This is a genomic window from Acinetobacter sp. GQ146, assembly GCF_059758585.1.
Genome location: NZ_JCAXDV010000006.1, coordinates 159,038 through 185,191 on the forward strand (window position 1 = coordinate 159,038; position 26,154 = coordinate 185,191).

General features: G+C 42.3%; 27 protein-coding genes. 21 read left to right on the forward strand and 6 right to left on the reverse strand.

Going from position 1 to position 26,154, the window contains the following annotated elements:
* The first annotated feature begins 18 nt into the window (after positions 1 to 18).
* From pcnB to yjgA, 7 genes are read left to right on the forward strand one after another with little or no spacing between them, the layout of a single operon-like run.
* Positions 19 to 1,467, forward strand: a complete 1,449-nt coding sequence (pcnB, locus tag AC6CHI_RS11475) for a polynucleotide adenylyltransferase PcnB (RefSeq protein WP_498121381.1) — start codon at positions 19 to 21, stop codon at positions 1,465 to 1,467.
* The gene (gene folK / locus AC6CHI_RS11480; RefSeq protein WP_498121382.1) at positions 1,464 to 1,952 is read left to right on the forward strand and encodes a 2-amino-4-hydroxy-6-hydroxymethyldihydropteridine diphosphokinase; all 489 of its coding nucleotides are present in this window, start codon (positions 1,464 to 1,466) and stop codon (positions 1,950 to 1,952) included. The genes pcnB and folK overlap by 4 nt, the downstream gene beginning before the upstream one ends.
* A gap of 43 nt (positions 1,953 to 1,995) precedes the next feature.
* Positions 1,996 to 2,805, forward strand: a complete 810-nt coding sequence (gene panB, locus AC6CHI_RS11485; protein WP_498121383.1) for a 3-methyl-2-oxobutanoate hydroxymethyltransferase — start codon at positions 1,996 to 1,998, stop codon at positions 2,803 to 2,805.
* Position 2,806: 1 nt separating this feature from the next.
* On the forward strand, positions 2,807 to 3,655 hold the full coding sequence (gene panC / locus AC6CHI_RS11490; RefSeq protein ID WP_498121385.1) for a pantoate--beta-alanine ligase: 849 nt from the start codon (positions 2,807 to 2,809) through the stop codon (positions 3,653 to 3,655).
* Between the two features lie 22 nt (positions 3,656 to 3,677).
* Positions 3,678 to 4,529, forward strand: coding sequence for an RNase adapter RapZ (gene rapZ, locus AC6CHI_RS11495; RefSeq protein WP_458892909.1), 852 nt, complete (start codon positions 3,678 to 3,680; stop codon positions 4,527 to 4,529).
* Positions 4,526 to 4,795 (forward strand): HPr family phosphocarrier protein, encoded by a 270-nt coding sequence (locus tag AC6CHI_RS11500; RefSeq protein WP_100242079.1) that lies wholly within the window; start codon positions 4,526 to 4,528, stop codon positions 4,793 to 4,795. The genes rapZ and AC6CHI_RS11500 overlap by 4 nt, the downstream gene beginning before the upstream one ends.
* Before the next feature lie 2 nt (positions 4,796 to 4,797).
* Complete coding sequence (gene yjgA / locus AC6CHI_RS11505; protein ID WP_458892908.1) at positions 4,798 to 5,331, forward strand: ribosome biogenesis factor YjgA; 534 nt, start codon at positions 4,798 to 4,800, stop codon at positions 5,329 to 5,331.
* Positions 5,332 to 5,409: 78 nt separating this feature from the next.
* Here yjgA and AC6CHI_RS11510 read toward each other — a convergent pair whose 3' ends face one another.
* Positions 5,410 to 7,053 (reverse strand): acyl-CoA synthetase, encoded by a 1,644-nt coding sequence (locus AC6CHI_RS11510; protein ID WP_498121387.1) that lies wholly within the window; start codon positions 7,051 to 7,053, stop codon positions 5,410 to 5,412.
* Positions 7,054 to 7,535: 482 nt separating this feature from the next.
* On the opposite strand from AC6CHI_RS11510, the gene thrS reads away from it, so the two are divergent.
* The 5 genes from thrS (at position 7,536) to AC6CHI_RS11535 (ending at position 11,983) form a co-directional block, all read left to right on the forward strand.
* Positions 7,536 to 9,458 (forward strand): threonine--tRNA ligase, encoded by a 1,923-nt coding sequence (gene thrS, locus AC6CHI_RS11515; protein WP_498121388.1) that lies wholly within the window; start codon positions 7,536 to 7,538, stop codon positions 9,456 to 9,458.
* A 5-nt stretch (positions 9,459 to 9,463) separates the two neighbouring features.
* On the forward strand, positions 9,464 to 10,012 hold the full coding sequence (gene infC, locus AC6CHI_RS11520; RefSeq protein WP_458893035.1) for a translation initiation factor IF-3: 549 nt from the start codon (positions 9,464 to 9,466) through the stop codon (positions 10,010 to 10,012).
* Between the two features lie 205 nt (positions 10,013 to 10,217).
* The gene (locus AC6CHI_RS11525; protein WP_498121389.1) at positions 10,218 to 10,835 is read left to right on the forward strand and encodes a glutathione S-transferase N-terminal domain-containing protein; all 618 of its coding nucleotides are present in this window, start codon (positions 10,218 to 10,220) and stop codon (positions 10,833 to 10,835) included.
* 421 nt (positions 10,836 to 11,256) lie between these two features.
* Positions 11,257 to 11,544, forward strand: a complete 288-nt coding sequence (locus tag AC6CHI_RS11530; RefSeq protein WP_498121391.1) for a hypothetical protein — start codon at positions 11,257 to 11,259, stop codon at positions 11,542 to 11,544.
* 10 nt (positions 11,545 to 11,554) lie between these two features.
* On the forward strand, positions 11,555 to 11,983 hold the full coding sequence (locus AC6CHI_RS11535; protein WP_498121392.1) for a YqaA family protein: 429 nt from the start codon (positions 11,555 to 11,557) through the stop codon (positions 11,981 to 11,983).
* Between the two features lie 72 nt (positions 11,984 to 12,055).
* Here AC6CHI_RS11535 and AC6CHI_RS11540 read toward each other — a convergent pair whose 3' ends face one another.
* Positions 12,056 to 12,793, reverse strand: a complete 738-nt coding sequence (locus AC6CHI_RS11540; RefSeq protein ID WP_498121393.1) for a TonB family protein — start codon at positions 12,791 to 12,793, stop codon at positions 12,056 to 12,058.
* Between the two features lie 658 nt (positions 12,794 to 13,451).
* Here AC6CHI_RS11540 and rpmI point away from each other — a divergent pair.
* The 3 genes from rpmI (at position 13,452) to AC6CHI_RS11555 (ending at position 14,401) form a co-directional block, all read left to right on the forward strand.
* Complete coding sequence (rpmI, locus tag AC6CHI_RS11545; RefSeq protein ID WP_001096359.1) at positions 13,452 to 13,646, forward strand: 50S ribosomal protein L35; 195 nt, start codon at positions 13,452 to 13,454, stop codon at positions 13,644 to 13,646.
* Between the two features lie 12 nt (positions 13,647 to 13,658).
* A complete protein-coding gene (rplT, locus tag AC6CHI_RS11550) occupies positions 13,659 to 14,018 on the forward strand; it encodes a 50S ribosomal protein L20 (RefSeq protein WP_004867327.1) in 360 nt (119 codons plus the stop codon).
* Positions 14,019 to 14,188: 170 nt separating this feature from the next.
* The gene (locus AC6CHI_RS11555) at positions 14,189 to 14,401 is read left to right on the forward strand and encodes a hypothetical protein (RefSeq protein ID WP_458892901.1); all 213 of its coding nucleotides are present in this window, start codon (positions 14,189 to 14,191) and stop codon (positions 14,399 to 14,401) included.
* Positions 14,402 to 14,527: 126 nt separating this feature from the next.
* On the opposite strand, the gene AC6CHI_RS11560 is transcribed toward AC6CHI_RS11555, so the two are convergent.
* Positions 14,528 to 15,556 (reverse strand): hypothetical protein, encoded by a 1,029-nt coding sequence (locus AC6CHI_RS11560; RefSeq protein ID WP_498121395.1) that lies wholly within the window; start codon positions 15,554 to 15,556, stop codon positions 14,528 to 14,530.
* A 156-nt stretch (positions 15,557 to 15,712) separates the two neighbouring features.
* On the opposite strand from AC6CHI_RS11560, the gene pheS reads away from it, so the two are divergent.
* From pheS to AC6CHI_RS11575, 3 genes are all read left to right on the forward strand, one after another.
* On the forward strand, positions 15,713 to 16,693 hold the full coding sequence (pheS, locus tag AC6CHI_RS11565) for a phenylalanine--tRNA ligase subunit alpha (RefSeq protein WP_100242091.1): 981 nt from the start codon (positions 15,713 to 15,715) through the stop codon (positions 16,691 to 16,693).
* A gap of 130 nt (positions 16,694 to 16,823) precedes the next feature.
* Positions 16,824 to 19,205 (forward strand): phenylalanine--tRNA ligase subunit beta, encoded by a 2,382-nt coding sequence (gene pheT, locus AC6CHI_RS11570; protein ID WP_498121397.1) that lies wholly within the window; start codon positions 16,824 to 16,826, stop codon positions 19,203 to 19,205.
* On the forward strand, positions 19,202 to 19,498 hold the full coding sequence (locus tag AC6CHI_RS11575; RefSeq protein WP_016166119.1) for an integration host factor subunit alpha: 297 nt from the start codon (positions 19,202 to 19,204) through the stop codon (positions 19,496 to 19,498). Before pheT ends, AC6CHI_RS11575 begins: the two co-directional genes overlap by 4 nt.
* Before the next feature lie 134 nt (positions 19,499 to 19,632).
* Here AC6CHI_RS11575 and AC6CHI_RS11580 read toward each other — a convergent pair whose 3' ends face one another.
* The 3 genes from AC6CHI_RS11580 to trxA form a co-directional block, all read right to left on the reverse strand.
* Positions 19,633 to 19,878: a hypothetical protein gene (locus AC6CHI_RS11580; protein ID WP_498121399.1), complete on the reverse strand. Its 246-nt coding sequence runs from the start codon at positions 19,876 to 19,878 to the stop codon at positions 19,633 to 19,635.
* 410 nt (positions 19,879 to 20,288) lie between these two features.
* Positions 20,289 to 21,557 carry a transcription termination factor Rho gene (rho, locus tag AC6CHI_RS11585; RefSeq protein WP_458892897.1) on the reverse strand — a complete coding sequence of 423 codons (1,269 nt, stop codon included), beginning with the start codon at positions 21,555 to 21,557 and terminating at the stop codon, positions 20,289 to 20,291.
* Between the two features lie 323 nt (positions 21,558 to 21,880).
* Positions 21,881 to 22,207, reverse strand: coding sequence for a thioredoxin (gene trxA / locus AC6CHI_RS11590; RefSeq protein WP_458892896.1), 327 nt, complete (start codon positions 22,205 to 22,207; stop codon positions 21,881 to 21,883).
* Between the two features lie 264 nt (positions 22,208 to 22,471).
* On the opposite strand from trxA, the gene ppx reads away from it, so the two are divergent.
* From ppx to tilS, 3 genes are read left to right on the forward strand one after another with little or no spacing between them, the layout of a single operon-like run.
* Positions 22,472 to 23,992 (forward strand): exopolyphosphatase, encoded by a 1,521-nt coding sequence (gene ppx / locus AC6CHI_RS11595; protein ID WP_458892895.1) that lies wholly within the window; start codon positions 22,472 to 22,474, stop codon positions 23,990 to 23,992.
* Between the two features lie 35 nt (positions 23,993 to 24,027).
* Positions 24,028 to 24,852: an acetyl-CoA carboxylase carboxyltransferase subunit alpha gene (locus tag AC6CHI_RS11600; RefSeq protein WP_458892894.1), complete on the forward strand. Its 825-nt coding sequence runs from the start codon at positions 24,028 to 24,030 to the stop codon at positions 24,850 to 24,852.
* The gene (gene tilS, locus AC6CHI_RS11605; RefSeq protein ID WP_498121401.1) at positions 24,789 to 26,144 is read left to right on the forward strand and encodes a tRNA lysidine(34) synthetase TilS; all 1,356 of its coding nucleotides are present in this window, start codon (positions 24,789 to 24,791) and stop codon (positions 26,142 to 26,144) included. Before AC6CHI_RS11600 ends, tilS begins: the two co-directional genes overlap by 64 nt.
* Positions 26,145 to 26,154: the final 10 nt, after the last annotated feature.

A 26,154-nucleotide genomic window follows, 5' to 3' on the forward strand; every position in this document is an offset into this window, starting at 1 on the left:
CGTAGGAGACAGCGTCTTTTGCAAACTTTGCGCGCGTCAAAATGCGGTTTATCCACCGTTCAATTACCCCCTTCAATACTTGATGTAATTGATGCCTTAACGAAGGCAGGCTACGAAGCTTATATCGTAGGGGGCGGTGTCCGCGATTTAATGTTAGGCCTTAATCCTAAGGATTATGATGCCGTAACCAATGCTACACCAGCACAAATTAAAGAAGTGTTCGGACGTCGTTGCCGTATTATTGGTCGTCGTTTCGAGTTGGCTCATGTTTATTCTGGGCGAGAATTAATTGAAGTTGCGACTTTCCGCGCACCACCTAAAAAAGCAGTCACATCTGCAGCCGGAATGATTTTACGTGACAATAATTGGGGTTCAATTGAGCAGGATTTTGCTCGTCGGGATTTTTCGATTAATGCGCTGTATTATCAGCCACGTAAAGATGTGGTGCTCGATTTTTGTCATGCGGTCGAAGATATTCAAAGTCGAACCTTACGCTTATTGGGTGATCCGCAATTACGTTTTGAAGAAGACCCAGTGCGCATGTTGCGGGCATTACGTTTTTCGGCAAAATTAAAATTTAGTATTGATCCGAAAATCTTGGAGATTTTTACTCCTGAACGCACCCAGTTATTACGTGATGTATCCCCGCATCGTCTTTATGATGAATCACAAAAACTGTTTACCATGGGGCATTTGGCGCAAGTGCTGCCAATGTTGATTGATTTTGGAATTTGGCGTCAGCTATTTGCCGAGATTCGTCCTGAAATTACCCCGTTTATTGAGCGTGCCGCAAAAAATACAGATCAACGTATCCAAATCGGTAAAACCATCAACCCTGCATTTTTCTATGCCGTGTTGCTTTGGAAACCATTCTTGGAGCGTTGTGACTATTATTTGCAAAAAGGTGTTGTTCCGGCTGAGGCGCGGGCGCAAGCTGGACTGGATGTCTTAAAGCGTCAAGCGACACGCACCGTCATTCCTCGTTTTGCGGAAACGTTTATTCGTGAAGTGTGGGAAATGCAAACCCGATTATTAAACCCGAAGCCGCAACAAATTGAGGCGCTGTCAAATCATGCGCGTTTCCGTGCTGGTTTTGACTTTTTGTTGTTGCGAGAAAAAGCAGGGGATAACACCACGCAATCGATGGGCAGTTGGTGGGATGCTTATCAATTGATGTCTTCCGATGAAAAAGAGCGTGCGATTAGTCAATACAATCGACAACGTGCTAAAACGCGTCGTAAAACGGCTCAGGAAGAGGTGCCAGAGGCTAAAGTCAAAGCGGAAATTGAGCCTTTGGTTCAAGAGCCTGAACCACGTAGTCGCAGTCGCCGGAAAACCAAAACTGTAGAAAGTAACACGGCAACTTTTAATTCTGGGACGTCCGAGTTGGGGCAAGATCACCCTATTTTAAAAAGAAAGCGTGTGAAACGTGATTTGAGCCAAGTTGTTTTTGGGCCAACACAATGAAGACGGTCAGTTATATCGGTTTAGGCAGTAATTTGGGGGATTCACGCCAAATTCTGACCGAAGCCATTCAAAAGTTAGCGACATTAGGTGCGGTTAAAACCTCTAAGTTGTATCAAAGCCCTCCGATGGGGCCGCAGGATCAGCCACATTATTTAAATGCAGTGGCGCAGTTAGAAACCGATTTGGCACCGCTCAGCTTACTGGATCTGTTGCAGCAATTTGAGCAAGAGGCTGGACGTGTTCGTTTACGCCGTTGGGGAGAGCGAACCCTAGATTTGGACTTGTTGCTGTATGGCAATCAGCAGATTCAGCATGAGCGATTGACTGTACCGCATGTTGGTATTTTAGAACGTGATTTTGTGGTCATTCCGTTATTGGATTTAGACCCCGCACTACATATTCAGGGACACCGATTAAATCATCTTGATGTGTTGCAGCATTCAACGCTCACTGAAGTTGCAGATAGCAATTGGGCAAGTATTTAATCATTAATGGTACGTTCTAGGAACTTCTAGAGAGGAATAACTCATGATTAGTCTGAGTGACTTAAGACAATTTAAACAAGACGGACGTAAGTTCTCATGCTTGACTTGCTACGATGCAAGTATGGCAAAAGCAATGGAACTTGCTGAAGTGGATACGATTTTAATTGGTGACTCTTTAGGAATGGCAATACAAGGCCGTGATTCAACTTTGCCAGTAACGGTTGAAGACATGGCTTATCATACTGCGGCAGTACGTCGTGGTAATCAGCATGCGTTGATTATGACGGATTTACCGTTTATGTCCTATGCCACGCTCAATGATGCATTGGTGAATGCGAAAGCGGTGATGCAGGCAGGCGCGCAGATGGTCAAAATTGAAGGTGGTGCTTGGTTAAGTGAAACCGTTGAAGTCCTGACCCGAAATGGCATTCCAGTGTGTGTGCACTTGGGTTTAACACCACAATCCGTCCATGTTTTGGGTGGTTATAAGTTGCAAGCCCGTTCTCGTGAAGCCGCAGATAAGTTGCTTGCAGACTGCCAAGCCGTGGTTGATGCTGGTGCTGCAGTGTTATTGCTGGAATGTGTACCTGCTCAGCTTGGACGAGAAGTGACGGAGCATTTCCCGCATATTCCTGTGATTGGGATTGGGGCAGGTGTGGAAACCGATGGACAAGTCTTGGTTGTGCAAGATATGCTCGGTTTGACTTTTGGTCGTGTGGCGAAATTCGTACGTAATTTTATGAAAGAGCAAGCTGGGGAAACTGCAATTTTAGATGCCTTTAAAGCCTATCATGCAGCGGTGCTTGATCAATCATTCCCAGCAAAAGAACATACTTTTCAAGTAGAGCTGTAATATGAAAACTGAAACAACAATACAAGGCTTAGCCGCATCGTTACAACCAGCTCGTACAGCACGAAAAATTATCGGCTTTGTTCCGACCATGGGGAATTTGCATCAAGGGCATTTGAACCTTGTGCGTGAAGCAAGAAAACTTTGTGATGTGGTGGTGGTGAGTATCTTCGTGAATCCAATCCAGTTTGGACCGAATGAAGATTTCGATAATTACCCGCGTACTTTGGATCAAGATAGCCAGTTGTTGGCCGATGTCGGCTGTGACATTATTTTTGCTCCATCGGTCGAGCAAATGTATGGTAAACAACAGCGTTTAACCAATATTAGCGTGTCTGAAATTACCAATGATTTATGTGGCAAACAGCGCCCAGGTCATTTTGATGGTGTGGCAGTCGTTGTAACCAAATTATTTAATATCGTACAGCCGAATTATGCCTTCTTTGGGCAGAAAGACTTTCAACAGTTGGCGGTGATTCGTCAATTGGTACGTGATCTGAATATTCCCTTAGAAGTGATTGGTGTACCGATTGCTCGCGCTGAAGATGGCTTGGCTTTGAGTTCCCGCAATGGTTATTTGAGCGAAGAGCAACGTAAGGTTGCCCCCGTGATTTTCCAAAGCCTAAAACAGGCGGAAGCCGATTTAAAGCAAGGTACTGATTTAACAGAAGTGTTAGAGAATATTAAAACCACGTTGACAGCAGCAGGTTTTGTTGTGGACTATGTGGAAGCCCGTACACCAAGTTTGCAAGAGATTGATCAATTTAATCAGGATCTTGTTCTGTTTGTGGCGGCAAAATTGGGCACAACCCGACTCATCGATAATTTGCAGGTTAAGCATACTGCAGCATAAAACCTCAAGGAATAGCTTTGCCATGAAGCGCATTTTGATTGTGACAGGACAATCTGGTTCAGGTAAGTCATCTGCATTGCAGGTACTAGAAGATTTGGGTTATTACTGTATTGATAATTTGCCTTTGGCATTGTTGCCCGAGATTGTCGAGAAGCTAGATCATGAAAATAATCTAGAACTACTCGCGCTTGGGGTGGATGTGCGTAGTACCCGTGCGGATTTACAAGAGTTTGATCATGTCTTTGAACTGTTGTTAAGGCACGGGGTGGTCGATATTATTTATTTGACTACACGCGATCAGGAGTTGATAGCACGTTTTAGTGCCTCAAGACGCCCGCATCCGTTATCCAATCGTTTTAAAAGTTTGAATGGATGTATCCAGGAAGAAAAAACATTATTACTTCCGATACAATTGCGTGCTACCGTACATATTGATACAACTGATAAAAGTGTGCATGATTTGAAGCATACTTTATTGTCTAAACTTGGACAGTCCGATAACTTAATTGTGATTTTGCAGTCATTTGGCTATAAGCACGGTATTCCTTTAGATGCCGATTATGTCTTTGATGTACGTCATTTGCCTAATCCGCATTGGGATTTAGAGTTGCGGAAATATTCGGGTTTAGATGTACCAGTACAAAACTTTTTAGAACAAAGCCCGCAGACCAATGAAATGTTTAAAGACATTTATCATTTTTTGGACAAGTGGTTACCTGCATTTGCAGAAGGACATCGTCACTATATGACTATCTCCATCGGCTGTACAGGTGGACAGCATCGTTCTGTTTATATTGTGGATAGACTTAAAAAAGCACTTGAAGCAAATTGGTCTATTCAGGTCCTACATCGAGAAATGAAGCATTGGTCATGATTGACACAACTGTTGACGTAATTAATAAACTAGGGTTACATGCGCGTGCATCTGGCAAACTCATTGAAGTAACCACCAAATTCAAATCATCTATTCAAATTGGAAAAGGTGATAAATTGGTCGATGCAAAAAACATTATGTCTTTACTTATGCTTGGCGCAGGTAAAGGCACCACTTTACGTTTAGTGATTGATGGGGCAGATGAGGAAAAGGCACTGTCTGAAGTTCAAGCACTATTTGCAGCAAAATTTTACGAGGCAGATTAACCGTGGCACGTCGACCGAACCGTTTTACTGACGAAGACTTCGAAATTTTAGAAGGACGCGCAAGTAAAACTGAACAAAAGAAAGCAGTTCAGCGTATGGCTGCTTTAGGTGAGCAGTTGGCGCAACTGAATCCAAAACAAATCCAGCAACTTCCTGTGGATGAGCGTTTAATTGATGCTATTTTGGATGCGCAGACCATTACCTCACATGAAGCGCGTCGTCGCCAATTTCAGCGTGTAGGTAAGTTATTGCGCAATGAAGACGAGACCGTCATTTTGTCGTATTTGACCCCACAGCAGGGTGCAAAGAAAACTGCACAGTTGCAACGTTGGGTAGATCGAATTATTAAAGATGGTGATCCGATCATCAATGAATTCTGTAAAGTTCATAATGCTGCAGAACGTCATACATTACGTCAACATGCTTTGCGTATTCACCGTGATATGGCAAAAGCGTTGACTGAAGCTGAACTGGCGGAGTCTAAACTCAAATTATTCAACTATGTTCAGCAAGTGGCACTGCTATCTGATAACTGATCAGGTTGAATTTAAAAAAGCACTTCATTTGAAGTGCTTTTTTATTGAACTGGATGTTGTTGGTGTCTTGAGAGCTAATTAACCAAACTCTCCTATTGCACGTTCTTTTGCCCAGTCGCGCAATACAAATTTCTGTAATTTTCCTGTCGAGGTTTTAGGAATCTCGGTAATCACAATATCTTTAGGGACTTTAAAGCGTGCCAGATGTTCTTGGCAGAAGCTGATCAGCTCTTCAGGTGTGATCGATTTGCCTTCTTTCAGTTCAATAAAGGCACATGGCACTTCTTGCCAGCGCGGATCCGGTTTTGCGACTACAGCCGCAGTTAAAATGGCAGGATGACGATAGAGGACTTCTTCGACTTCAAGTGAAGAAATATTTTCACCACCTGAAATAATGACATCTTTGGAGCGATCAGTGATTTTGGCATAGCCATCCGGTTGGCAAACCGCTAAATCACCGGTATGGAACCATCCTCCTTTAAAAGCCTCTGCTGTGGCTTCTGGATTTTTTAGATAACCCTTCATCACAATATTACCACGGAACATAATTTCACCCATGGTTGTTCCATCTTTTGGAACGGGTTCTAGGGTTTCAGGGTCAAGCACTTTCATGCCATCTTGTAGTGGATAAGGCACCCCTTGGCGCGAATGCAGTTGAGCTTGTTCCTGAATGCTTAATTCGCTCCAGCCCGCTTGAGATGCACACAGGGCAGAAGGACCGTAAGTTTCTGTTAGACCATACACGTGGGTGACGTTAATGCCGAGATTACGCATGCCCTCAATAATTGCAGCGGGTGGTGCAGCTCCAGCCACCATGACTTCAACACGATGTTCGAATTTAATTTGCTTTTGTTCAGGCGTATTGATCAGCATGGATAATACGATCGGTGCACCGCAGAAATAATCGACCCGATGCTCAGCAATCAGTTTAAAGATGAGTTCTGAATCGACTTTGCGCAGACAAATATTGGTTCCACCATTGGCGGCCATCGTCCAAGCAAAACACCAGCCATTGCAATGAAATAAGGGTAAAGTCCAGAGGTACGTGGCACGAGGTGTCATACCACAAGCAATGATATTGCTGGCAGCATTGATGTAAGCACCGCGATGATGATAGACCACGCCTTTAGGATTCCCCGTTGTTCCTGACGTGTAATTCAGGCTAATCGCATCCCATTCATCATTCGGTAGGTGCCACTCAAACTCTGCATCGCCTTCTGCTAACCAATCTTCGTATTCGATTTGCCCAATTGGCGTCGAAAAACATTGCTCATATTCTTCATCATCGACATCAATTACATAAATGGAGTGAGAGACCAAACTCAAGGCTTCTTTCGCCAGTGCTGCAAATTCTGGATCGACCAACAGCACTTTGGTTTCTGCATGTTCAAGCATGAAGGCAATGGTTTTGGCATCTAAACGGGTATTGAGGGTATTGAGTACTGCACCAACCATCGGGACGGCAAAATGCGCTTCAATCATGGCTGGAATGTTCGGCAGCAATACCGAAACTGTGTCATTTTTACCGATGCCTAATTTTTGTAACTGATGGGCGAATTGACGACAACGGTTATAGGTTTCACGCCAACTCAGGTGTCGTTTGCCATGAACAATCGCATCTTGATGGGGATAGATGTAAGCGGCACGCTCTAAATAGCGTAAAGGGGAAAGTGCAACGAAATTTGCGGGGGTTCGCGGTAGTTCATCATAGGCAGCGACCATGTAACAACTCCATGTATATTTATTATCATCGATGATTTAAAGATAAGCATTTCAGGGGCGACTTGCATTTATGCTTTAGTCGAGTATTAAATTTATGTGCAAGCTTATGAATTTTAAATGGAAAATCTAATTTAATGAATTGCTGTTCAAAAATTATAGTGAATTCAACGCGCTATAAAATCATAATGTATTTTTTGGGGATTTTTAAGCATTTTAAAGCGATTAAACGGGCGAAATGTGGATTGAAAGCCGATAAGGATTTTAAGTTTGGTTACAAACGAGTGGATGTTGGACTGGTAAAACATGACAATTTTCTGTGGTAAGAAAGATTTATCGAGGGAAAAGGTTTTATCCAATCCTGAACACGTGTAAAATTCTTAGCAGTTTTTTATCCACCGTTTTTATCTTTTGAGGTTTACCTCGATCATAATCTCGCGGTGACATGCTCCATGGTACGGGGCATCACTCCTTAAGGATTTTTTATGCCAATTATCACTTTGCCAAATGGCGATCAAAAAAAATTTGATCAAGCTGTATCTGTGATGGAAGTTGCTCAAAGCATCGGTCCTGGTCTTGCTAAAAATACAGTTGCAGGAAAAATTGATGGTCGTTTAGTCGATGCATCGGACTTGATTACCACGGATGCAAGCCTTCAAATTATTACGCCTAAAGACGACGAAGGGGTCGAAATTATTCGTCACTCTTGTGCGCACTTGGTGGGACATGCTGTTAAGCAATTGTTCCCTGAAGCGAAAATGGTGATTGGTCCTGTCATTGAAGAAGGCTTCTACTATGACATTTGGATGCCACGTCCGTTTACTTTAGATGATATGGCAGCCATCGAAGAGCGTATGAAAAAGCTCATCGATCAAGATTATGACGTCATTAAAAAAATGACCCCGCGTGATGAAGTGATTGCAGAATTCACAGCACGTGGCGAAGAATATAAATTACGCTTGATTGCGGACATGCCTGAAGAAACACAAATGGGCTTGTACTACCATCAAGACTATTTGGACATGTGTCGTGGTCCACACGTGCCAAACACAAAATTCTTAAAATCATTCAAGCTGACTAAAATCTCTGGCGCATACTGGCGTGGTGATGCGAAGAATGAACAGCTACAGCGTATTTATGGGACAGCGTGGGCAGACAAGAAGCAGCTTGCGGCGTATATCAAACGTATTGAAGAAGCGGAAAAGCGTGACCATCGTAAAATTGGTAAAGCGCTAGACTTGTTCCATATGCAAGAAGAAGCCCCAGGTATGGTGTTCTGGCATCCAAATGGCTGGACCATTTATCAAGTGCTTGAACAATACATGCGTAAAGTTCAGCAGGATAATGGTTATCTTGAGATTAAAACACCACAAATCGTCGACTTTACGTTGTGGGAAAAATCAGGTCACGCAGCGAACTATGCCGACAACATGTTTACGACGCATTCAGAAAGTCGTAACTATGCGGTGAAGCCAATGAACTGTCCATGTCACGTACAAGTCTTCAACCAAGGTTTGAAATCTTACCGTGATTTGCCAATTCGTTTGGCAGAATTTGGTTCATGTCACCGTAATGAGCCATCAGGTTCATTGCACGGCATTATGCGTGTGCGTGGCTTTACGCAAGATGATGCGCATATTTTCTGTACTAAAGAGCAGATTGGTCCTGAGGTTGCAGACTTTATTAAACTAACGTTAGATGTTTATAAAGACTTCGGCTTTGAAGAAGTGCAAATGAAACTCTCAACCCGTCCAGAAAAGCGTGTGGGTGATGATGCACTTTGGGACATGGCTGAAAAATCTTTAGCGGATGCTTTAGATGCAGCAGGTCTAGAGTGGGAGCTTCAGCCGGGTGAAGGCGCATTCTATGGTCCGAAAATTGAATTCTCATTGAAAGACTGCTTAGGTCGTGTATGGCAATGTGGTACTATACAGTGTGACTTCAATTTACCAGAACGTTTAGATGCGTCTTATGTCACTGAAGACAATGATCGTGATCAACCGGTGATGTTGCATCGTGCAATTCTTGGTAGTTTTGAACGTTTTATTGGTATACTTATTGAACACTATGCGGGCTTTATGCCACCTTGGTTAGCACCAGTACAAGCATGTGTGATGAATATTACCGATTCCCAAGCGGAAGCCTGTGAGTCGGTTGTCGCTAAACTTAAAGAAAGCGGTATCCGCGCGATTTCTGACTTGAGAAATGAGAAAATCGGCTTTAAGATTCGTGAACGTACATTAGAGCGTATTCCATACTTATTGGTACTAGGGGACCGTGAAGTAGAGGAAGGTACAGTTAACGTGCGTACCCGCTCTGGAAAAAATTTGGGCACTATGTCAATCGATGCTTTCGTTGACCTAGTGAAAGCAGCCGTAGCCGAACGTGGCCGGTACATTGTGGAGTAAAAGCGATTAAACAGCCTGACCGTAATCAACAGGGCGGAAAATCAAACCGTCCTGCTTTGAATGATGAAATTCGTGCAAAAGAAGTCCGTCTTGTAGACGAAAATGGCGAGCAAAAAGGCATCGTAAGCCTAACTGATGCTTTACGTGCAGCTGAAGCAGTTGATCTTGATTTGGTTGAGATCGTTGCAAATGCAGAGCCTCCAGTCTGCAAAATTATGGACTTCAATAAGCATTTGTTTGATTTAAAACAAAAGCAAAAAGAAGCGAAGAAAAAACAACATCAAGTGCAGGTTAAAGAAATCAAGCTCCGCCCTGCAACGGATGTTGGTGATTACAACGTAAAATTACGTGCAATTATCAAGTTCCTTGAAGAAGGCAACAAGGTAAAAATCACTTTACGCTTCCGTGGTCGTGAAATGGCCCACCAACAGTTAGGTTTGGCTCAATTGCAGAAAATTGAAGCTGACGTGGCTGAATTTGGTGTTGTTGAGCAAGCACCAAAAATGGAAGGCCGTCAAATGGGTATGTTACTTGGACCGAAAAAGAAAAAGTAATCTTCATTTGAAAAAAGCACTGCATTCGCAGTGCTTTTTTTTGCTCATTAGTTGGGTGAATCGCTATTTGAAGGGTGTGTGGTTATATAAGTTGATTCTCATGATATGCAAATAAATTGAGCTTTGAATCATGTCGCTATGGGTAAAAGCGTGCTATAAATAAGAATTGATTGCTGCAAGAACAGTAAAAAGATAAAGGAAAAAAATGATTGATTTATACTACTGGGGTACACCCAATGGCCATAAAATTACCATCGCATTAGAAGAAATGGGCTTGGAGTATCAAATTTTTCCCATCAATATCTTGGAAAATGACCAGTTTCAACCTGACTTTCTGCGGATTTCTCCGAATAATAAGATTCCAGCCATCGTTGATCAAGATGGGCCTCAGGGGGAGTCAATTTCTGTATTTGAGTCAGGTGCGATTTTGCAATATTTGGGGCGCAAAACAGGCTTATATTACCCAACAGATGAGCAGGAACGTGTTGAAGTAGAGCAATGGTTGATGTGGCAGATGGGAAATTTTGGACCAATGCTCGGACAAAACCATCATTTCAGCCGTTTTGCCCCAGAGCGAATCCCTTATGCGACAGAACGTTATGTGAATGAAAGCAAACGTTTATATGAGGTACTGAATAAGCAGTTGATTGGTCAAAAGTTTGTAGCAGGTGAGTACTCCATTGCTGATATGGCTATTTTGCCATGGGTGTTGCGTTATGAATGGCAGCAAATTCAATTGGAAGATTATCCGTATGTCAAAGAATATGTTGAGCGCCTAACTGCACGTCCAGCGGTGCAAAGAGCCTTGGCAATACAGGTTTAAGCGTTCAGCTAGAGAGTTCATATCCTTTATTTTATTTTTGAATGAATAATTCTCATCAGATGCAGTTGAGATTATGAATTTTTGCTGATCTGCAACAGCGTTTTGATGGATAGGCAAAGCTGCTATCTGTGCCGATTAGCAAATCATGAAATTGATCGGCTATAGTGGCTTTTGATGATCTGGGTTTGAAAAAGATTGCTGTGAAGCATTCTTTGTTTTTACTTAGTTCGATTTATATTCTCAATACTTTGTGCAGTAAGTTTTGCCTCAACCTGTAAGCAGCAAAGTTTATATATTTGTTGTATGGCAATCATTGATTTGGATTGTGAAATTTTATTCGCCTCTCTAAGCGTGGCTGATTCAGTGTTAATATCCTCAGTACTGTTAATTTGAGGTTTTCACGCTTGAAAACTAGCTATTTATGATGAAGGCATTCTTTTTAAATTTAACCCGCATTATTGAAACCAGTCCTAAAATTTATATTAGCCTTATTGTTGGCATTGCTGGATGCTGCATGTTATTCGTGGCAGAAGCCGTACACGTGCAAAAAATCGTGGAGCTACTGAATACCAAAGATCAGGCTGTTTTACGTGCTGCCATTGAGCCAATTTCTGATAGGTATTCGCGGACGCGCTGGTTGTTATTGTTAATCAGCTTTATTTGGTCGGGTTATGCATATCATGCAACGAAGAAAAAACTAGGTTTGTGATCATAACGCCATGTGGTCATTGGGACTCTTGTTTTTCTCTGCCTTTGGTGCAGCCACATTATTACCGCTTCAGTCGGAAGCAGTTTTATTGGGCTTGTTGGCTACGGGAAAGCATTCTGCTGCTTTGCTGATTGTCGTTGCGAGCCTAGGGAATGTCTTAGGTTCCTGTGTAAATTGGTATCTGGGCTTGCAGGTTGAACATTATAAGCATAAAAAATGGTTTCCCGTCTCTGAGCAAAAAATGCTGCAAGCGCAGCGGATTTATCAGAAATATGGGTTCTGGTCGCTATTGCTCAGTTGGGTGCCGATTATTGGAGATCCAATTACTTTAATTGCCGGATTGCTGAAAGAAAATTTTCTACGCTTTCTACTGATGGTGATACTGGCAAAAACAGGACGTTATTTGGTGCTGTATAGTCTGTTTATCGGCTGGTTTTAACATTTTGTGTTAAAGGTGAGATGGCGTGTGCTGACGAGATTAAAATTTGGGAGGGAAACCCCTCCCGGAAAGTTAATTTGAACAGGCATTGAGTTTAAATTGGATTTCGTCCTTAAGGTTGGATTTTTTATAAAGCCATAAGGTTGAAGCCGTACGTTTTACACGGACTTGGCTATTAGAGATTGCTGCTATGACGCTTTGATCTAAAGCATAAAGACCAGATCCTTGCTGGATTTTGACTTTTTTCACATGTCCTTTTTTATCGACCTTAAAACTAAATTTGATGTTGCGGTCATGTTGGTTTAAATCATCACGACTTAATGCCAGTTGGGGTTGCTGTATATAGCTGAATTTAACCAGACCTTGTTGTTGAAGCTGCCAATTTTTAGAGTTAAATGCATACTGACAGTCGGCTTCTTCGCGCTGCAGATTTAAGTTAAAGGTTTGGTAGCCAATAATCGGCAGGGTGGTATCTTCAATTTTGTAAGGTTGAACCCGTGCTTGACGTACCGCTTGAAGCAAGCGTTCATCTAAATCTTTTAAACCAGTACTTTCTTGAATACTGGTTTGAGTGATTTTTCCTGTTTCATCTGCGTAAACACGTAAAATGGCAGCACGATTTTGCCCTTTTAAATCTTCACTTTTATATTGGGGTTGGGGAAAGCTGGTCCACTGAATCCGCGTGGTTAAGTGAGCGGGTAAGGCTACACTTTTCTGCACAGAAAGCTGTGAGGTTGAGGGTTTTTCCGCACTAAAACTTTGTGTAAATGGGAAGGTGAGAATCAGAGAAAAACAAAGCAGTCGTTTCATACAGTTTAATTTGATCCTTGCTGCAGCGAGGTCGCGGATAGGGTGGCTAAATTGTTGCCAGTATTTCCTGATTTGAACATGCTGGCAAGCCTAAAATTATGTTTTATGGATATTTTCCTTCGCCTATTTTGATACCGAATTCATCCTTAATATGTCGTTAATTCATTCTAATCGCAGCATAATCCTGCGGCATTCAAATATTGGGGAATACTCATTCTCATCACTTGAGCAGCTCGTCTAAAGTCAAATATGCTTACTCATTCCTTGATGCAGTGGGCAGACCTTCGGCGCTATAGCTGTCGTTGCATGCTTTCAGTTGGATAAATTGGTAGAGAGGGCTGTACTCGAATAAGATGAGCATAAGTCGCTGATATGTTTGGGTTGAATCTAGGCAGTCAGACATGATTGCAAGAGCGGAATTGACCTGAACACGCCTGAATCTGCACTGTTAGCACGATATTTCAGCCTGCGTTAGACAGATCATTCAGATACAAGCAGCTGATGAAAAACATTGCCTTTAACCAATAGATTTATTCGTTAAATAGCGCGGGTTTTGCTTTTGTTTTGTACAAAGATGATTTAGAATAGCGCCTTCCTTACCTGCAGGTCGTTTTTGCAATGGTGCAGACGTTCCGAACAGGTGTTTAAAGAGGTTGTTATGGCTAAGTTAAAAACTCGCCGTGGTGCAGCTAAACGTTTCAAAGCGACTGCAAACGGTTTCAAGCGTAAACAAGCGTTCAAACGCCACATTTTGACCAAAAAATCTGCTAAGCGTATTCGTCAGTTACGCGGCTGTGTAATGGTTCACGTAAGTGACGTTGCTTCAGTTCGCCGTATGTGCCCATACATCTAAGGAGATTTATAAATGGCTCGTGTAAAACGTGGTGTACAGGCTCATCGCCGTCATAAAAAAATTCTTGCTCGTGCTAAAGGTTACTACGGTGCTCGCTCACGCGTTTATCGCGTAGCGTTCCAAGCAGTAATCAAAGCTGGTCAATACGCTTATCGTGACCGTCGTCAGAAGAAACGTCAATTCCGTGCTTTATGGATTGCGCGTATCAATGCTGGTGCACGTCAAAACGGTTTGTCTTACAGCCGTATGATCGATGGCTTGAAAAAAGCTCAAGTGATCATCGACCGTCGCGTACTTGCGGATATCGCTATGCATGACGCAGTAGCATTTGCTGCTTTAGCTGAAAAAGCTAAAGGTGCATTAGCTGCATAATTGTCGCAAGATGATTGGAAAAGACCGCTTTATGCGGTCTTTTTTTATGCCTTGTTATTTTGATGATGTTGACTAAATCGATGTTCTTGAACAGGTTACATAATTGAACTTTAAATTTACTGGGCTTGGATGCCTAATGAAATGAAGTCATCATAAAAAGGAATGGGGCGATGCTTGCAGAAATTGTCGGTGTGAATCAGGCGCGGATTAGTGTCAAGCTGGAGATGATTCCGAGGGTTGGAGAGTCTGTGAAAATTATGTACGGACCTGATGCGCAATTAGAAGGTCAAGTGGTTGCGGTGCAGCATTATATTAATCAGCATGCCGATGAGCATAAAGTCAGAATTGAGGTACGACCATTTAATTTGCTAATTACTTCTTAAATGCACTGTGCTGTTGAGTCACGGCATTCTTTGAATCTACAAAAAGCAGATGCTGAACCTGATTGCAAATGCTTCATCTAGAACTATAAAAAAAGCCACAGATGTGGCTTTTAGATTAATGATTTTTTAGAGTCCAAAGTAATAGGCCACAATACAGATGATGACTGTAATTAAAATCAGTTTAATTACTGCGGAAGTACTGACTTTATGGTGATGAGCGTGCGGCTTGTGAATTGAGCTTGGGGTTGAGGCTGACATGCCTTCTAAAGGATTAGGGGATACGACAGGAGTCAGTTGTGCTGATTGATAGTGATTGGCAATTTTTACAATAAATTTAGCGCTTAAATCATCAAGTTTTTGCGAGAAATGACGTAGATTAAGTTGTTCATCTGCGCTCAGCGGTGAGCCATCTTCATGTTGAGGATGTTGGAGCTGGTTTTGGAGATAGTGCTCTAAGGCTTCAAGTCGATATAATGATTGATGTGCAAAATCAGCAGAATAATCTGTTGGAAGTAGGGCGAGTTTGTTTGAATTTAACGTGGTGTCAGCGTTGTTAGTTGGATTTTGGGTATAACCATAATAGGGAAGATTTTGTTGTGCGGGTTCAACAAAGCCTTGCGTGAATGGGCTATTAAATAATTCAGTTTGCAAATAACTTTGAATGTCATCCCAATTGGGAGACTGTAAATCAGTTTCAAGGCGCTTGGCCAGTTTGTGATTCAGCTCAAAGCGCCAAAAAGTTTCATCTCGTAGCGAAATTTGTTGTGCGGCTGGGGCTTCAAAATCATTATCGGCATTGTACCATTCCGCAAGTTCTTTACCAAAAATCCAGGCCGTTTTCTTGTTGGCTTCATGGCTGACAATAAAGTGTGCAAGTGGCAACAGTTCAACATTGGCATTTGGATTTTGTTCATCATTCAACAGGCTGGAGCTGTGTAAACTTAGGCGTTTTACCCCTTGTTTTTTTAGTCCTTCCAGCCAGATTTGAAAGTGTTGCGCCAATAAGTGTTGCGAGAGTAAATCCCGAAATACAAAAAGATGTTGATCAAAAATCGGATGTTGTTTCCAGCGATTAAACCCCAGCTCTTTGTTCAGATATTCGTTGCCATAAGTGACTAATGTGAGCTGCTGTTTCCAAATTTGATCGAGGGCCATAGATATTGATCTCTTTGCAATTGGGTTTATCTTAAACTTTTTCTAATTTCGGATGTTAATCAAATTTTCCTTAATTGGAAACTTCATCAAGCTCTTTAAAAACTGATAGAATATCGGGTTTTATCTTATTATTAAATTGTTGCTTTGAGAGTTACTATGTCACTGGAAGCCCTGACCACCGAAGCGCTTGCTGCCATTGCAGCAGCTCAAGACCTTGCTGCACTTGATCTCGTTCGTGTGCAATTTACAGGGAAAAAGAGCCAGCTTGCAGAACAATCGAAAGCGTTAGGTAAAATGGACCCTGAGGAGCGTAAAGTTCAGGGCGCCGCAATTCATGCTGTGCGTGAAGCCATCAATGCTGCATTGACTGAACGTCAAGCGCAATTGCAAAAAGCCGCATTAGAACAACAACTTGCTAGTGAAACCATCGATATTACCTTACCGGGTCGTGGTCAAACCATTGGCAGTATTCACCCAGTTACACAAGTGCAGGAACGCATTTGTCAATTTTTTACCAAAGCAGGATTTACTGTTGCGACAGGTCCAGAAGTTGAAGATGACTATCATAACTTTGAAGCATTGAATATTCCGGGTCATCACCCGGCACGTGCAATGCATGACACCTTCTACTTTGATGCCAATCATTTGTTGCGTACGCATACCTCGGGTGTACAAATCCGGACGATGGAAACATCACAACCACCAATTCGTATCGTATGTCCAGGTCGTGTTTACCGCTGTGACTCGGATCAGACACATTCACCAATGTTCCACCAAATTGAAGGTTTATATGTTGCTGAAAATACCAGCTTCGCTGAACTGAAAGGCTTATTGGTGAACTTGCTGAACGAATTTTTTGAGAAAGATCTTAAAGTCCGTTTCCGTCCGTCTTATTTCCCGTTTACTGAACCAAGTGCAGAAGTCGATATCATGGATGAGCGCGGTAAATGGTTGGAAGTTTTAGGCTGTGGCATGGTACACCCGAATGTATTGCAAGCAGCAGGTATTGATCCTGAAAAATACAAAGGCTTTGCATTTGGTTTAGGTGTAGAGCGTTTTGCAATGTTGCGTTATGGCATCAATGACTTACGTATGTTCTATCAAAACGATGTGCGTTTCTTACGCCAATTTGCTTAAACAGATTTAGACCTCTCCCTAACGATCCTCTCTGAAAAGGAGATGGCTTCAACGTGAAATAGGGTTCTTCATCTTGGAAAAGGTGAAGTTAGAGGGGATTTAAAAAATAGATTGATAGGTTTTTACAGAAATGAAAATTAGCGAAAATTGGTTACGCACTTGGGTTAACCCTGCGATTGATAGCGAAACCTTATCTGACCAACTAACCATGCTGGGTCTGGAAGTTGATGACTTGTCGCCTGCAGCCAAACCATTTACCGGCGTAGTGGTCGGGGAAGTTTTAATGGTTGAGCAGCATCCTGATGCAGATCGTTTACGTGTGACTACCGTGAATATTGGTTCGGGAGAACCTTTACAAATCGTTTGTGGTGCACCCAATGTCCGCGTGGGTATGAAAGCCCCTGTCGCAACCATTGGTGCCGTGTTACCAGGTGATTTTAAAATCAAAAAAGGTAAATTACGAGGGATTGAATCACAAGGTATGCTGTGTGGTGCCTCTGAAATTGATCTCGAAGATAAAATTGATGGTCTGTTAGAGTTACCAGCAGATGCACCGGTGGGTGTGGATATTCGTGAATATCTAGACTTAGATGATCATGTGATTGATATTAGTATTACTCCAAACCGTGGTGACTGTTTCAGTATTCGTGGTGTAGCGCGTGAAATTGCTGTCATTAATCAAATGGCAGCGACTGCGCCAGACATTCAAGAAGTGGCTGCGACAATCGCTGATGAGAAAAAAGTGGTTGTCACCACCGAAGGTTGCCCGCGCTATTTAGGACGTGTGATTAAAAACGTCAATACCAAAGCACCGACGCCAGAATGGATGGAACGAGCGCTTGCGCGTTCAGGTATTCGTCAACACAGTATTTTGGTGGATATTACCAACTATGTATTGATGGAGTTAGGTCAACCTTTACATGCTTTTGATGGTGGAAAAGTTCAAGGTGCGGTTCATGTACGTCAAGCAACGGCAGCTGAAAAGCTAGTGCTGTTAAATGAGCAAGAAGTTGAGCTGAATGAAAAAGTCATGATTATTGCTGATGATGAAAAAGCATTGGCGATCGCAGGTATCATGGGCGGTTTATCTTCTTCTGTGACCGATGAAACGACTGAAATTTTCTTAGAGTCGGCGTTCTTTGCCCCGTTACATATTGCAGGTCGTGCACGTAGCTTTGGCTTACATACAGATGCATCGCAGCGTTATGAGCGTGGGGTAGATTTTGAATTGCCAATGCTTGCAATGCACCGTGCATCTCAATTAATTGCTGAACTCGCTGGTGGTGAGTTTGGACCAATTACAGTAGCAGAGCAACCAGCATCATTACCAAAGCGTGAAGCGATTGTACTCAGTCAGGCGCAGGTAGATCAACTCTTAGGATATAGTGTTGATACGGACTTCATTGTAGCGGCTTTAACCCGTTTAGGCTGTGAAGTGACTGAAGTTGCTGCTACGGAATGGTCGGTAGTGCCACCATCTCACCGTTTTGATATGGCGATTTATCAAGATCTGATTGAAGAAGTGGCGCGTATTCATGGTTATGACAATATTCAAGTTAGTTTGCCAAAAATTGAAGCTCAATTAGCCAGCTATCAGGATCAATTTGAATTGTCACAATTGCGTCAGACTTTAGTGACTTTAGGCTATCAAGAAGCGATTAGCTTTAGCTTTGCTGATGCTAAATTGGAAAAACAGTTAAATCCATCTGTTCAGCCATTAATGTTGGCCAATCCAATCTCAAGTGATTTGGCGGTAATGCGTTCAACATTGCTTTCTAGCCTGATTCCTTGTGTTCAGTACAATATTAATCGTCAGCAGCATCGAGTACGTTTCTTTGAGTTGGGTTTACGTTTTGATTATCAGGGTGCGAACAGCATTCATGATTTAAAACAGATACCAACCTTAGCAATGATTGCCGTTGGATCGAAGCAGGCAGAATCTTGGCATGCGAAGCCACAAGCCATGGATTTCTTTGACTTTAAAGGTGAAGTGGAAGAGATTTTAGCGGCAGGTCGTGTTAAGGTGGAATATGTCCGCTCGGAACGCGTATGGCTACATCCAGGGCAGTCGGCTGAAATGATGGTGAATGGGGTATCGATTGGTTATTTAGGTCGCTTACATCCATCCCTAGAGGCAGATTTAGACTTGGGGGTAACTTGGGTCGCTGAACTTGATCAAAAAGCAGTTTTGCAAACTTATGTATCTAATTTTACAGAATTATCACGTTTTCCATCAGTTAGACGTGATATTGCGCTTTTAATTAGTGATAAGATTAATATTGGTGAAATTCAGCAACTTATCACTAAAACGGGTGGGGAGCTGTTACACTCGAATTGGCTCTTTGATGTATACACAGGACAAGGGGTTGAAGCAGGTAAACGCTCATTGGCATTTGCTTTGTTATGGCAACATCCTTCACGTACATTAGAAGATGCTGAAATCAAAACCGGTATGGATACAATCATAGAAGTGTTGCAAAACACTTATCAGGCGACATTGAGGGCTTCATGACAGCATTAACTAAAGCAGAAATGGCTGATCATTTAAGTGAGCTCACGAGTTTAAACCGTCGTGAAGCAAAACAAATGGTCGAATTATTCTTCGATGAAATTAGCCAAGCGCTCATTTCTGGAGAGCAGGTTAAACTTTCGGGTTTCGGGAACTTTGAGTTGCGTGATAAGCGTCAACGCCCAGGACGAAACCCTAAAACGGGTGAAGAGATTCCGATTTCTGCCCGTCGAGTGGTTACATTCCGCGCTGGTCAGAAATTTAGACAGCGTGTAGGGAAAGAGCAGATCGATTGATCTGCTTTTTTTATGTGCGTGTACTCATGATTTTTTAATATATAAAATTGAAATAATTGAATTTGTTTTTATGAAGACATAAAAAAAGAGAGAACATAATGTTCTCTCTTTTTTGTGCTACGTAATCGTAAAGATTATTGAGCAGCAGAAGCAGCAGCGTCAGCAGCAGAAGCAGCAACTTCAGCAGCAGAAGCAGCAACTTCAGCAGCAGAAGCAGCTTCAACAGCAGCAGCGTCTACAGCAGCAGAAGCTTCCATTGTAGCTTCAGATGCAGCAGAAGCAGCAGCTTCAGTAGCAGGAGCTTCTTCTTTTTTAGCACAGCCAACGAAAGCTAAAGTAGTAGCAACTGCAGCAGCAATAGCGATTTTTTTGAATAACATGGCATCACTCTCTAAAATATGAGATTAAAAAAAACCAAGGTCAGCTGTTATATGCTTTTATTCTTCCTAAATTTGTTAGGCAGTAACAACGCAGGAGCAGCTTAACTGGTCTGCGAATATGCTATCACTGCCCCTTTTGAATTACTACTGGTCTGTGTGAAAAAAAACCAAAAAATGAGCAAATATTTGCTATTTTTTAACAGAAAATAACAATTAAGAGTGCGCTTTATATTGGATAAATACTTTTTAAGTTTTTAAAAATAAAGCAGTTTTTCTAAGCAATATTTTGACAATCAAATATTTGAAAATATGCTTACACAAGATCAAATGAATTGTGTTTTTATGTTAAGAAAGTCAACCAAATAAAAAAGGTCACGACTGTGCGTGACCTTTTTGATATTTCTTAAAAATTAGTTACTTGCTTTGCGTTTCATTTGATCAAAGAAGTCATCATTGGTTTTTGTTTCTTTCATGCGATCAAGTAAGAACTCCATCGCCGCCAGTTCATCCATAGGGTGAAGTAACTTGCGTAAAATCCAAACTTTGCGAAGATTATCTTCATCCATCAAGCGCTCTTCACGACGCGTGCCTGATTTCTTGATGTTCATGGCAGGGAAGACACGTTTTTCAGCAATGCGGCGATCAAGCGTAATTTCTTGGTTACCTGTGCCTTTAAACTCTTCGTAAATCACATCATCCATTTTACTGCCTGTTTCAATGAGTGCAGTTGAGATGATTGTGAGTGAGCCGCCTTCTTCAATATTACGGGCCGCACCAAAGAAACGCTTAGGACGTTCTAGTGCATGTGCGTCTACACCACCTGTGAGCACTTTACCGGATGATGGAATAACGGTGTTATAGGCACGTGCGAGACGGGTAATTGAATCGAGTAAAATCACCACGTCTTTTTTATGCTCAACTAGACGTTTTGCTTTTTCAATCACCATTTCAGCCACTTGGACGTGACGCGCTGGTGATTCATCAAAGGTTGAAGCCACAACTTCACCGCGAACGGTACGTTCCATTTCAGTCACTTCTTCAGGACGTTCATCAATCAGGAGGACGATTAGAAACACTTCTGGGTTATTACGTACGATCGACTGGGCGATATTTTGTAATAACATAGTCTTACCCGCTTTAGGCGGAGCAACAATAATCGAGCGTTGTCCTTTACCAATCGGCGCGATTAAATCGACTACACGGGCAGTTAAGTCTTCAGTAGTACCATTACCCAATTCCATAACCAGTTGTTCGGTCGGGAATAATGGTGTTAAGTTTTCGAATAGAATCTTGTTACGCGAGTTTTCAGGCGTATCGTAGTTAATTTGATTGACCTTTAGTAAGGCAAAATAACGTTCACCTTCTTTAGGTGGGCGAATCGTTCCTGTGATGGTGTCACCTGTACGCAAGTTAAAGCGACGAATTTGTGAAGGACTCACATAAATGTCGTCGGGACCTGCAAGGTAAGAGCCTGCAGCTGAGCGTAAGAAACCAAAACCATCTGACAGAATTTCGAGAACGCCGTCACCAAAGATCTCTTCGCCATTCATCGCATGACGCTTTAAGATGGCAAAGATAATATCTTGCTTACGGTTACGTGCCATTCCTTCAAGGCCCATAAACTCTGCAATTTTGATGAGTTCGCCAATTGGTTTTTTCTTGAGTTCGGTTAAATTCATAGGTGGTCAGATAGAATCATAAATTCTAGAAACAGGTTGGAAAGGGAGCAACATTCGGTCGCATACAGCAATAAAATGACGGCATTGTATTTGTATAATATCAACGCGGAGGTCTGGTAAATTGTTGCGAAGAGAAAATGTGTGAAACAATTTCTGTTGCCGAGCGGCGATCTTATGTGTTGTGTCTTGTAAGAAAAAGATGGACTTGAAATCCTTTCTTTCTTGAGCATGCAATATAAGAGAGATTACAGAGTTTGTCAATTTATAGTCGAAAAAAATGCGCTATCGAGGATAGCGCATTTGGTCTAATTGCAAAGCGAGAATTAGATATGTTCTTCGATAAATGCAGTCAATTTAGACTTTGGTGCTGCGCCCACTTGTTGCGCAACCACTTCACCATTTTTAAACATCAGTAAAGCAGGGATGTTACGAATGTTGTAATTTACGGCTGTTGCTTCACATGAAGTCACGTCTACTTTAACAATTTTTACTTTGCCTTCGTATTCATTTGCAAGCACTTCCAATACAGGTGCAATCGCTTTACAAGGCGCACACCAGCCTGCCCAGAAATCAACAAGAACGGGAGTATCAGAATTTAAAACATCAGCTTCAAAGTTGGCATCTGTAGTGTTAATGATATTACCTGACATGGAATATGCTCCAAAATTTTATTAAAAGATCGCTAATGGCTCTAAGTATTACATAGCCATCTTTAACAATGTAGTGTTAGATGCAAATTTTCAGCCTTTCAGTTCAATTTGTCTAATTGATGCTCACGATGATGCTGATCGTGTAACACAATTGTCATATATGCTTAAAAATAAAAAGCTCAATATTTAAAAGAGATAAATGGCTTTTAAATTGCATGCATGTGCATTACTCTAGGCTCAATTCTGTACAGGTTTATTTGAAGAATGTCTGATTTTTTGATTGATGAAGAATTACTTGCTGCCATCGATATGGGATCGAACAGCTTTCACCTTGCGATTGCTCGTGTAGACCATGGTGAAGTCAAAAAAGTTGCATCAATGTCAGAAAAAGTTCAGTTGGCGGCTGGGCTTGATGAAAATAAAAATTTAACTGAAGCCGCACAACAACGTGGTTTGGCTTGTTTAGCGCGTTTTGTTGGGCGCTTAAGTTCAGTACAGCCCAATCGTTTGAGAATTGTGGCGACCAATGCTTTGCGCCAAGCTAAAAATGGTCATGAATTTATTCAAAAAGCGGCAGAAATTTTACCCAAACCGATTGAAATTATTGCGGGTCGTGAAGAAGCGCGTTTAATTTATCTAGGTGTATCGCATACCATGGCGAATAGTGGTCGTCGTTTGGTGATTGATATTGGTGGTGGTTCAACCGAATTGATCATTGGTGAGGAATTTGAACCCATCCATACTGAATCTTTACAGATGGGCTGTGTGGCTTTTACCAAGTGTTATTTCCCAGATGGTGAAATCAACCAAAAAAGTTTTGATAAAGCGGTGGTTGCGGCGCGTAAAGAACTTTCTGCGATTGCCAATACCTATAAAGAAGCAGGCTGGGATACCGTTGTCGGGTCGAGTGGTACCATTAAGGCTTGCCGCCAAATTGCGGTCAACATGGGTTGGAGCAATGAACAGGAAAATCTAACCCGTGAAGGGCTAGAAAAACTCAAGGAAAAACTGCTCAAGTTTAAACATGTGACTGAAATGGATTTTGATGGTTTAAAAGAAGACCGTCGAGCAGTTTTGCCAGCTGGGGTTGCCATTTTATCGGCAGTGTTTGATTTACTGAATATTGATGTTTTGGTGTATTCGGATGGTGCATTGCGTGAAGGTGTGATGTATGACCTGCTTGGTCGTTTCCAGCATGAGGATATTCGTGACCGTAGTGTACAAGCCCTGATGGGACGTTATGGTGCAGATCCAAAACAAGCAGAACGCGTGGTCAAAACGGCACAACATTTATTTGATGGTGTGGCCGAATCACTCAATTTAACTAGTGATGACAGTGACTTACTGCGTCGTTCAGCGTATTTGCACGAAATTGGTTTGGCCATCAGCCATGGGGGATATCACCGTCATGGAGCGTATTTATTACAACATTCCGATATTGCGGGCTTCTCACAAATTGACCAAAATCTTATATCGCATTTGGTTGCCCACCATCGTCGCAAGTTGCGTAGTGATGCCAAAATTGATGTGATGAAGGTCGGTGGTAGCAAACTTGTGCACTTATGTCTATTGCTTCGATTAGCAGTTTTACTGAATCATAGTCGTAGCGATGCGATGCTTCCTGCCATTGAATTAACCATTGGCAATGCGCAACAATGGCAACTCTGCGTTTCTGGTGATGCCAAACAATGGCCTTTGCTTGTAGCAGACTTGCACGACGAACAAGTGCAATTCAAGCACTGGGATATTGAATTGAATATTCAGTCGGAACAATTTATCGATTAATACTGATTGGTTAATCTAGGGATAATGGTCGACCTATGAAAAATAAAGCTGCTCAATCTAAAGCATGGACAACAGTCCAAATTGCACGTCATCCAGATCGTCCGCAATTTTTGGACTATGTTGGCGAAATCTTCACTGAATTCGATGCTTTACATGGGGATCGTTTGTTTGGTGATGATGGTGCGATGGTCGGTGGCTTAGCGCGTTTTGATGGCAAACCCGTAATGGTTGTCGGTCAACACCGTGGTCGTAGCACTCGCGAAAAATTAAAGCATAACTTTGGGATGTGTAACCCTGAAGGCTACCGTAAATCACAACGTTTGCTAGATATGGCTGAGCGTTTTAATTTACCTGTTTTCACTTTTATTGATACTATGGGCGCTTACCCAGGTGTTGGTGCTGAAGAGCGTGGTCAAGCTGAAGCGATTGCCACCAGCCTTGCACAACTTTCTAATTTGAAAGTTCCTGTTATTGCAACAGTTTTGGGTGAAGGGGGTTCAGGTGGTGCCTTAGGTATTGGTGTTGCTGACCGTGTGATTATGTTGTCACACAGTATCTACTCAGTGATTTCACCAGAAGGCTGTGCCTCTATTTTGTGGAAAACGGCGGAAAAAGCTGAACAAGCCAGTGAAGCATTGGCATTAACAGCTGACCGTTTACAACAAATTGGTATTGTGGAATACGTGGTTGACGAAGGTCAAGGCGCGCATTTAAATCCTGAACAAGTGATGGAAAATTTAAAAGCCGTACTCAAACAAGCTTTGGATGAGTTACAGCCGATGGATGCCCAAGAACGATGCGAAGCACGTTACCAACGTTTAATGAAGTTTGGCAGCGACAATTTAGGTCTAACGTCTTAATACAGGCACAGACCTTTACAGAACAAAGTTCGTATCTGATAGGATGTAGCGGTGGCGTGGATTCCATGCTGTTGCTGCATCTTATGTCTTTTTTATTCCCACAAAAAGTACGTGCGATATATGTCGATCATCAACTGCAAAGTATGAGTGCGGCATGGGGTGATTTTGTCTTTCAGACCTGTCAGCAATTACAGGTGCCGTGTTCGGTTGTTCCTGTACACGTGGCCGAAGGAAATCTAGAAAATCAGGCCCGTACTGCACGTTACCAGGCATTCGCTACGCACTTAAAAGCCAATGAAATTTTGGTTTTGGCACATCATCAGCAAGATCAAGCCGAAACACTGATGCTACGTTTGCTTTCTGGAGCCGGAGTGCAGGGTTTATCAGCGATGTCCGTATTGGATCAGCGCGAGAATATGACCCTTTGGCGTCCCATGCTCGAGTTATCACGTGAGCAGATTTGCCAATGGGCTGCCCAGTCGAATGTACAAAATATTCAAGACCCGACCAATGCTGATCCTGATTATGATCGTGCTTGGTGTCGTGAAATTTTATGGCCAGTCCTACAACAACGCTTTCCAAAAATGCAGCAAGCGCTGAACCGGACCAGTATTTTAATGCAAGATGCAGATGCCATTTTACTAGAAGTACTGCAAGACGACTTATTGACCTGTGGAAATTCAAGGTTATTGAATCTTGAAGCTTTATTAAATCTGTCAAAACCCAGACAGCGGCAATTACTCTCGGTGTGGATGCAAGGTGAGGCGGTGTATCGACCCAACTTTGCAATGGTTGAACGTGTGTTGAAAGAAGTGATTGCCGCTAAACCAGATGCGCAGGCTGCTTTGCACTGGAATGGCTATTATTTTGTTCGCTATCAACAGCAGATTTTCCGTTTAACTGCTCAGGAATATTTGGCAGAACAGTTGTATCCCATTCCTTTGCAGCAGTCGGTGCTGTGGCATCAGCAAGAAGAGATTGTTTTAGCCTCTGGAACATATCGCATTACCCCGCAAAAACAGGGCTTAGCTGCAAGCTTATTGGGGCGGGAGCTGATCTTATCGGCCCGTATTGGCGGGGAGAAAATTCATTTACTGGGGCGGGTAGGGAGTTGGCCGTTAAAAAAAGCCATACAACAGGCACAAATTTTTCCGTGGTTGCGTCATACAATTCAAATATTAAGCATAGATAATGTTATGCTAGGGGTTTTTACACCTAATGGTTTTTGGTTCGCTCAGTCTGAATATATTGAAGCAGAAGGATGGCAACCAAAATTGTTTTCTAAGCAATAACATACTCAAT

Bases quoted from the DNA above. Each gene is read 5' to 3' on its own strand.
- ppx (WP_458892895.1), top strand. From the start codon at position 22,472: ATGTCTGATTTTTTGATTGATGAAGAATTACTTGCTGCCATCGATATG.
- pheT (WP_498121397.1), top strand. From the start codon at position 16,824: ATGAAAATTAGCGAAAATTGGTTACGCACTTGGGTTAACCCTGCGATT.
- AC6CHI_RS11560 (WP_498121395.1), bottom strand. From the start codon at position 15,556: ATGGCCCTCGATCAAATTTGGAAACAGCAGCTCACATTAGTCACTTAT.
- thrS (WP_498121388.1), top strand. From the start codon at position 7,536: ATGCCAATTATCACTTTGCCAAATGGCGATCAAAAAAAATTTGATCAA.
- AC6CHI_RS11580 (WP_498121399.1), bottom strand. From the start codon at position 19,878: ATGTTATTCAAAAAAATCGCTATTGCTGCTGCAGTTGCTACTACTTTA.
- rpmI (WP_001096359.1), top strand. From the start codon at position 13,452: ATGGCTAAGTTAAAAACTCGCCGTGGTGCAGCTAAACGTTTCAAAGCG.
- AC6CHI_RS11555 (WP_458892901.1), top strand. From the start codon at position 14,189: ATGCTTGCAGAAATTGTCGGTGTGAATCAGGCGCGGATTAGTGTCAAG.
- AC6CHI_RS11500 (WP_100242079.1), top strand. From the start codon at position 4,526: ATGATTGACACAACTGTTGACGTAATTAATAAACTAGGGTTACATGCG.
- panB (WP_498121383.1), top strand. From the start codon at position 1,996: ATGATTAGTCTGAGTGACTTAAGACAATTTAAACAAGACGGACGTAAG.
- panC (WP_498121385.1), top strand. From the start codon at position 2,807: ATGAAAACTGAAACAACAATACAAGGCTTAGCCGCATCGTTACAACCA.
- rho (WP_458892897.1), bottom strand. From the start codon at position 21,557: ATGAATTTAACCGAACTCAAGAAAAAACCAATTGGCGAACTCATCAAA.
- AC6CHI_RS11535 (WP_498121392.1), top strand. From the start codon at position 11,555: ATGTGGTCATTGGGACTCTTGTTTTTCTCTGCCTTTGGTGCAGCCACA.
- AC6CHI_RS11510 (WP_498121387.1), bottom strand. From the start codon at position 7,053: ATGGTCGCTGCCTATGATGAACTACCGCGAACCCCCGCAAATTTCGTT.
- AC6CHI_RS11540 (WP_498121393.1), bottom strand. From the start codon at position 12,793: ATGAAACGACTGCTTTGTTTTTCTCTGATTCTCACCTTCCCATTTACA.
- AC6CHI_RS11575 (WP_016166119.1), top strand. From the start codon at position 19,202: ATGACAGCATTAACTAAAGCAGAAATGGCTGATCATTTAAGTGAGCTC.
- AC6CHI_RS11530 (WP_498121391.1), top strand. From the start codon at position 11,257: ATGATGAAGGCATTCTTTTTAAATTTAACCCGCATTATTGAAACCAGT.
- AC6CHI_RS11600 (WP_458892894.1), top strand. From the start codon at position 24,028: ATGAAAAATAAAGCTGCTCAATCTAAAGCATGGACAACAGTCCAAATT.
- pheS (WP_100242091.1), top strand. From the start codon at position 15,713: ATGTCACTGGAAGCCCTGACCACCGAAGCGCTTGCTGCCATTGCAGCA.
- rapZ (WP_458892909.1), top strand. From the start codon at position 3,678: ATGAAGCGCATTTTGATTGTGACAGGACAATCTGGTTCAGGTAAGTCA.
- AC6CHI_RS11525 (WP_498121389.1), top strand. From the start codon at position 10,218: ATGATTGATTTATACTACTGGGGTACACCCAATGGCCATAAAATTACC.
- rplT (WP_004867327.1), top strand. From the start codon at position 13,659: ATGGCTCGTGTAAAACGTGGTGTACAGGCTCATCGCCGTCATAAAAAA.
- folK (WP_498121382.1), top strand. From the start codon at position 1,464: ATGAAGACGGTCAGTTATATCGGTTTAGGCAGTAATTTGGGGGATTCA.
- trxA (WP_458892896.1), bottom strand. From the start codon at position 22,207: ATGTCAGGTAATATCATTAACACTACAGATGCCAACTTTGAAGCTGAT.
- tilS (WP_498121401.1), top strand. From the start codon at position 24,789: ATGCGAAGCACGTTACCAACGTTTAATGAAGTTTGGCAGCGACAATTT.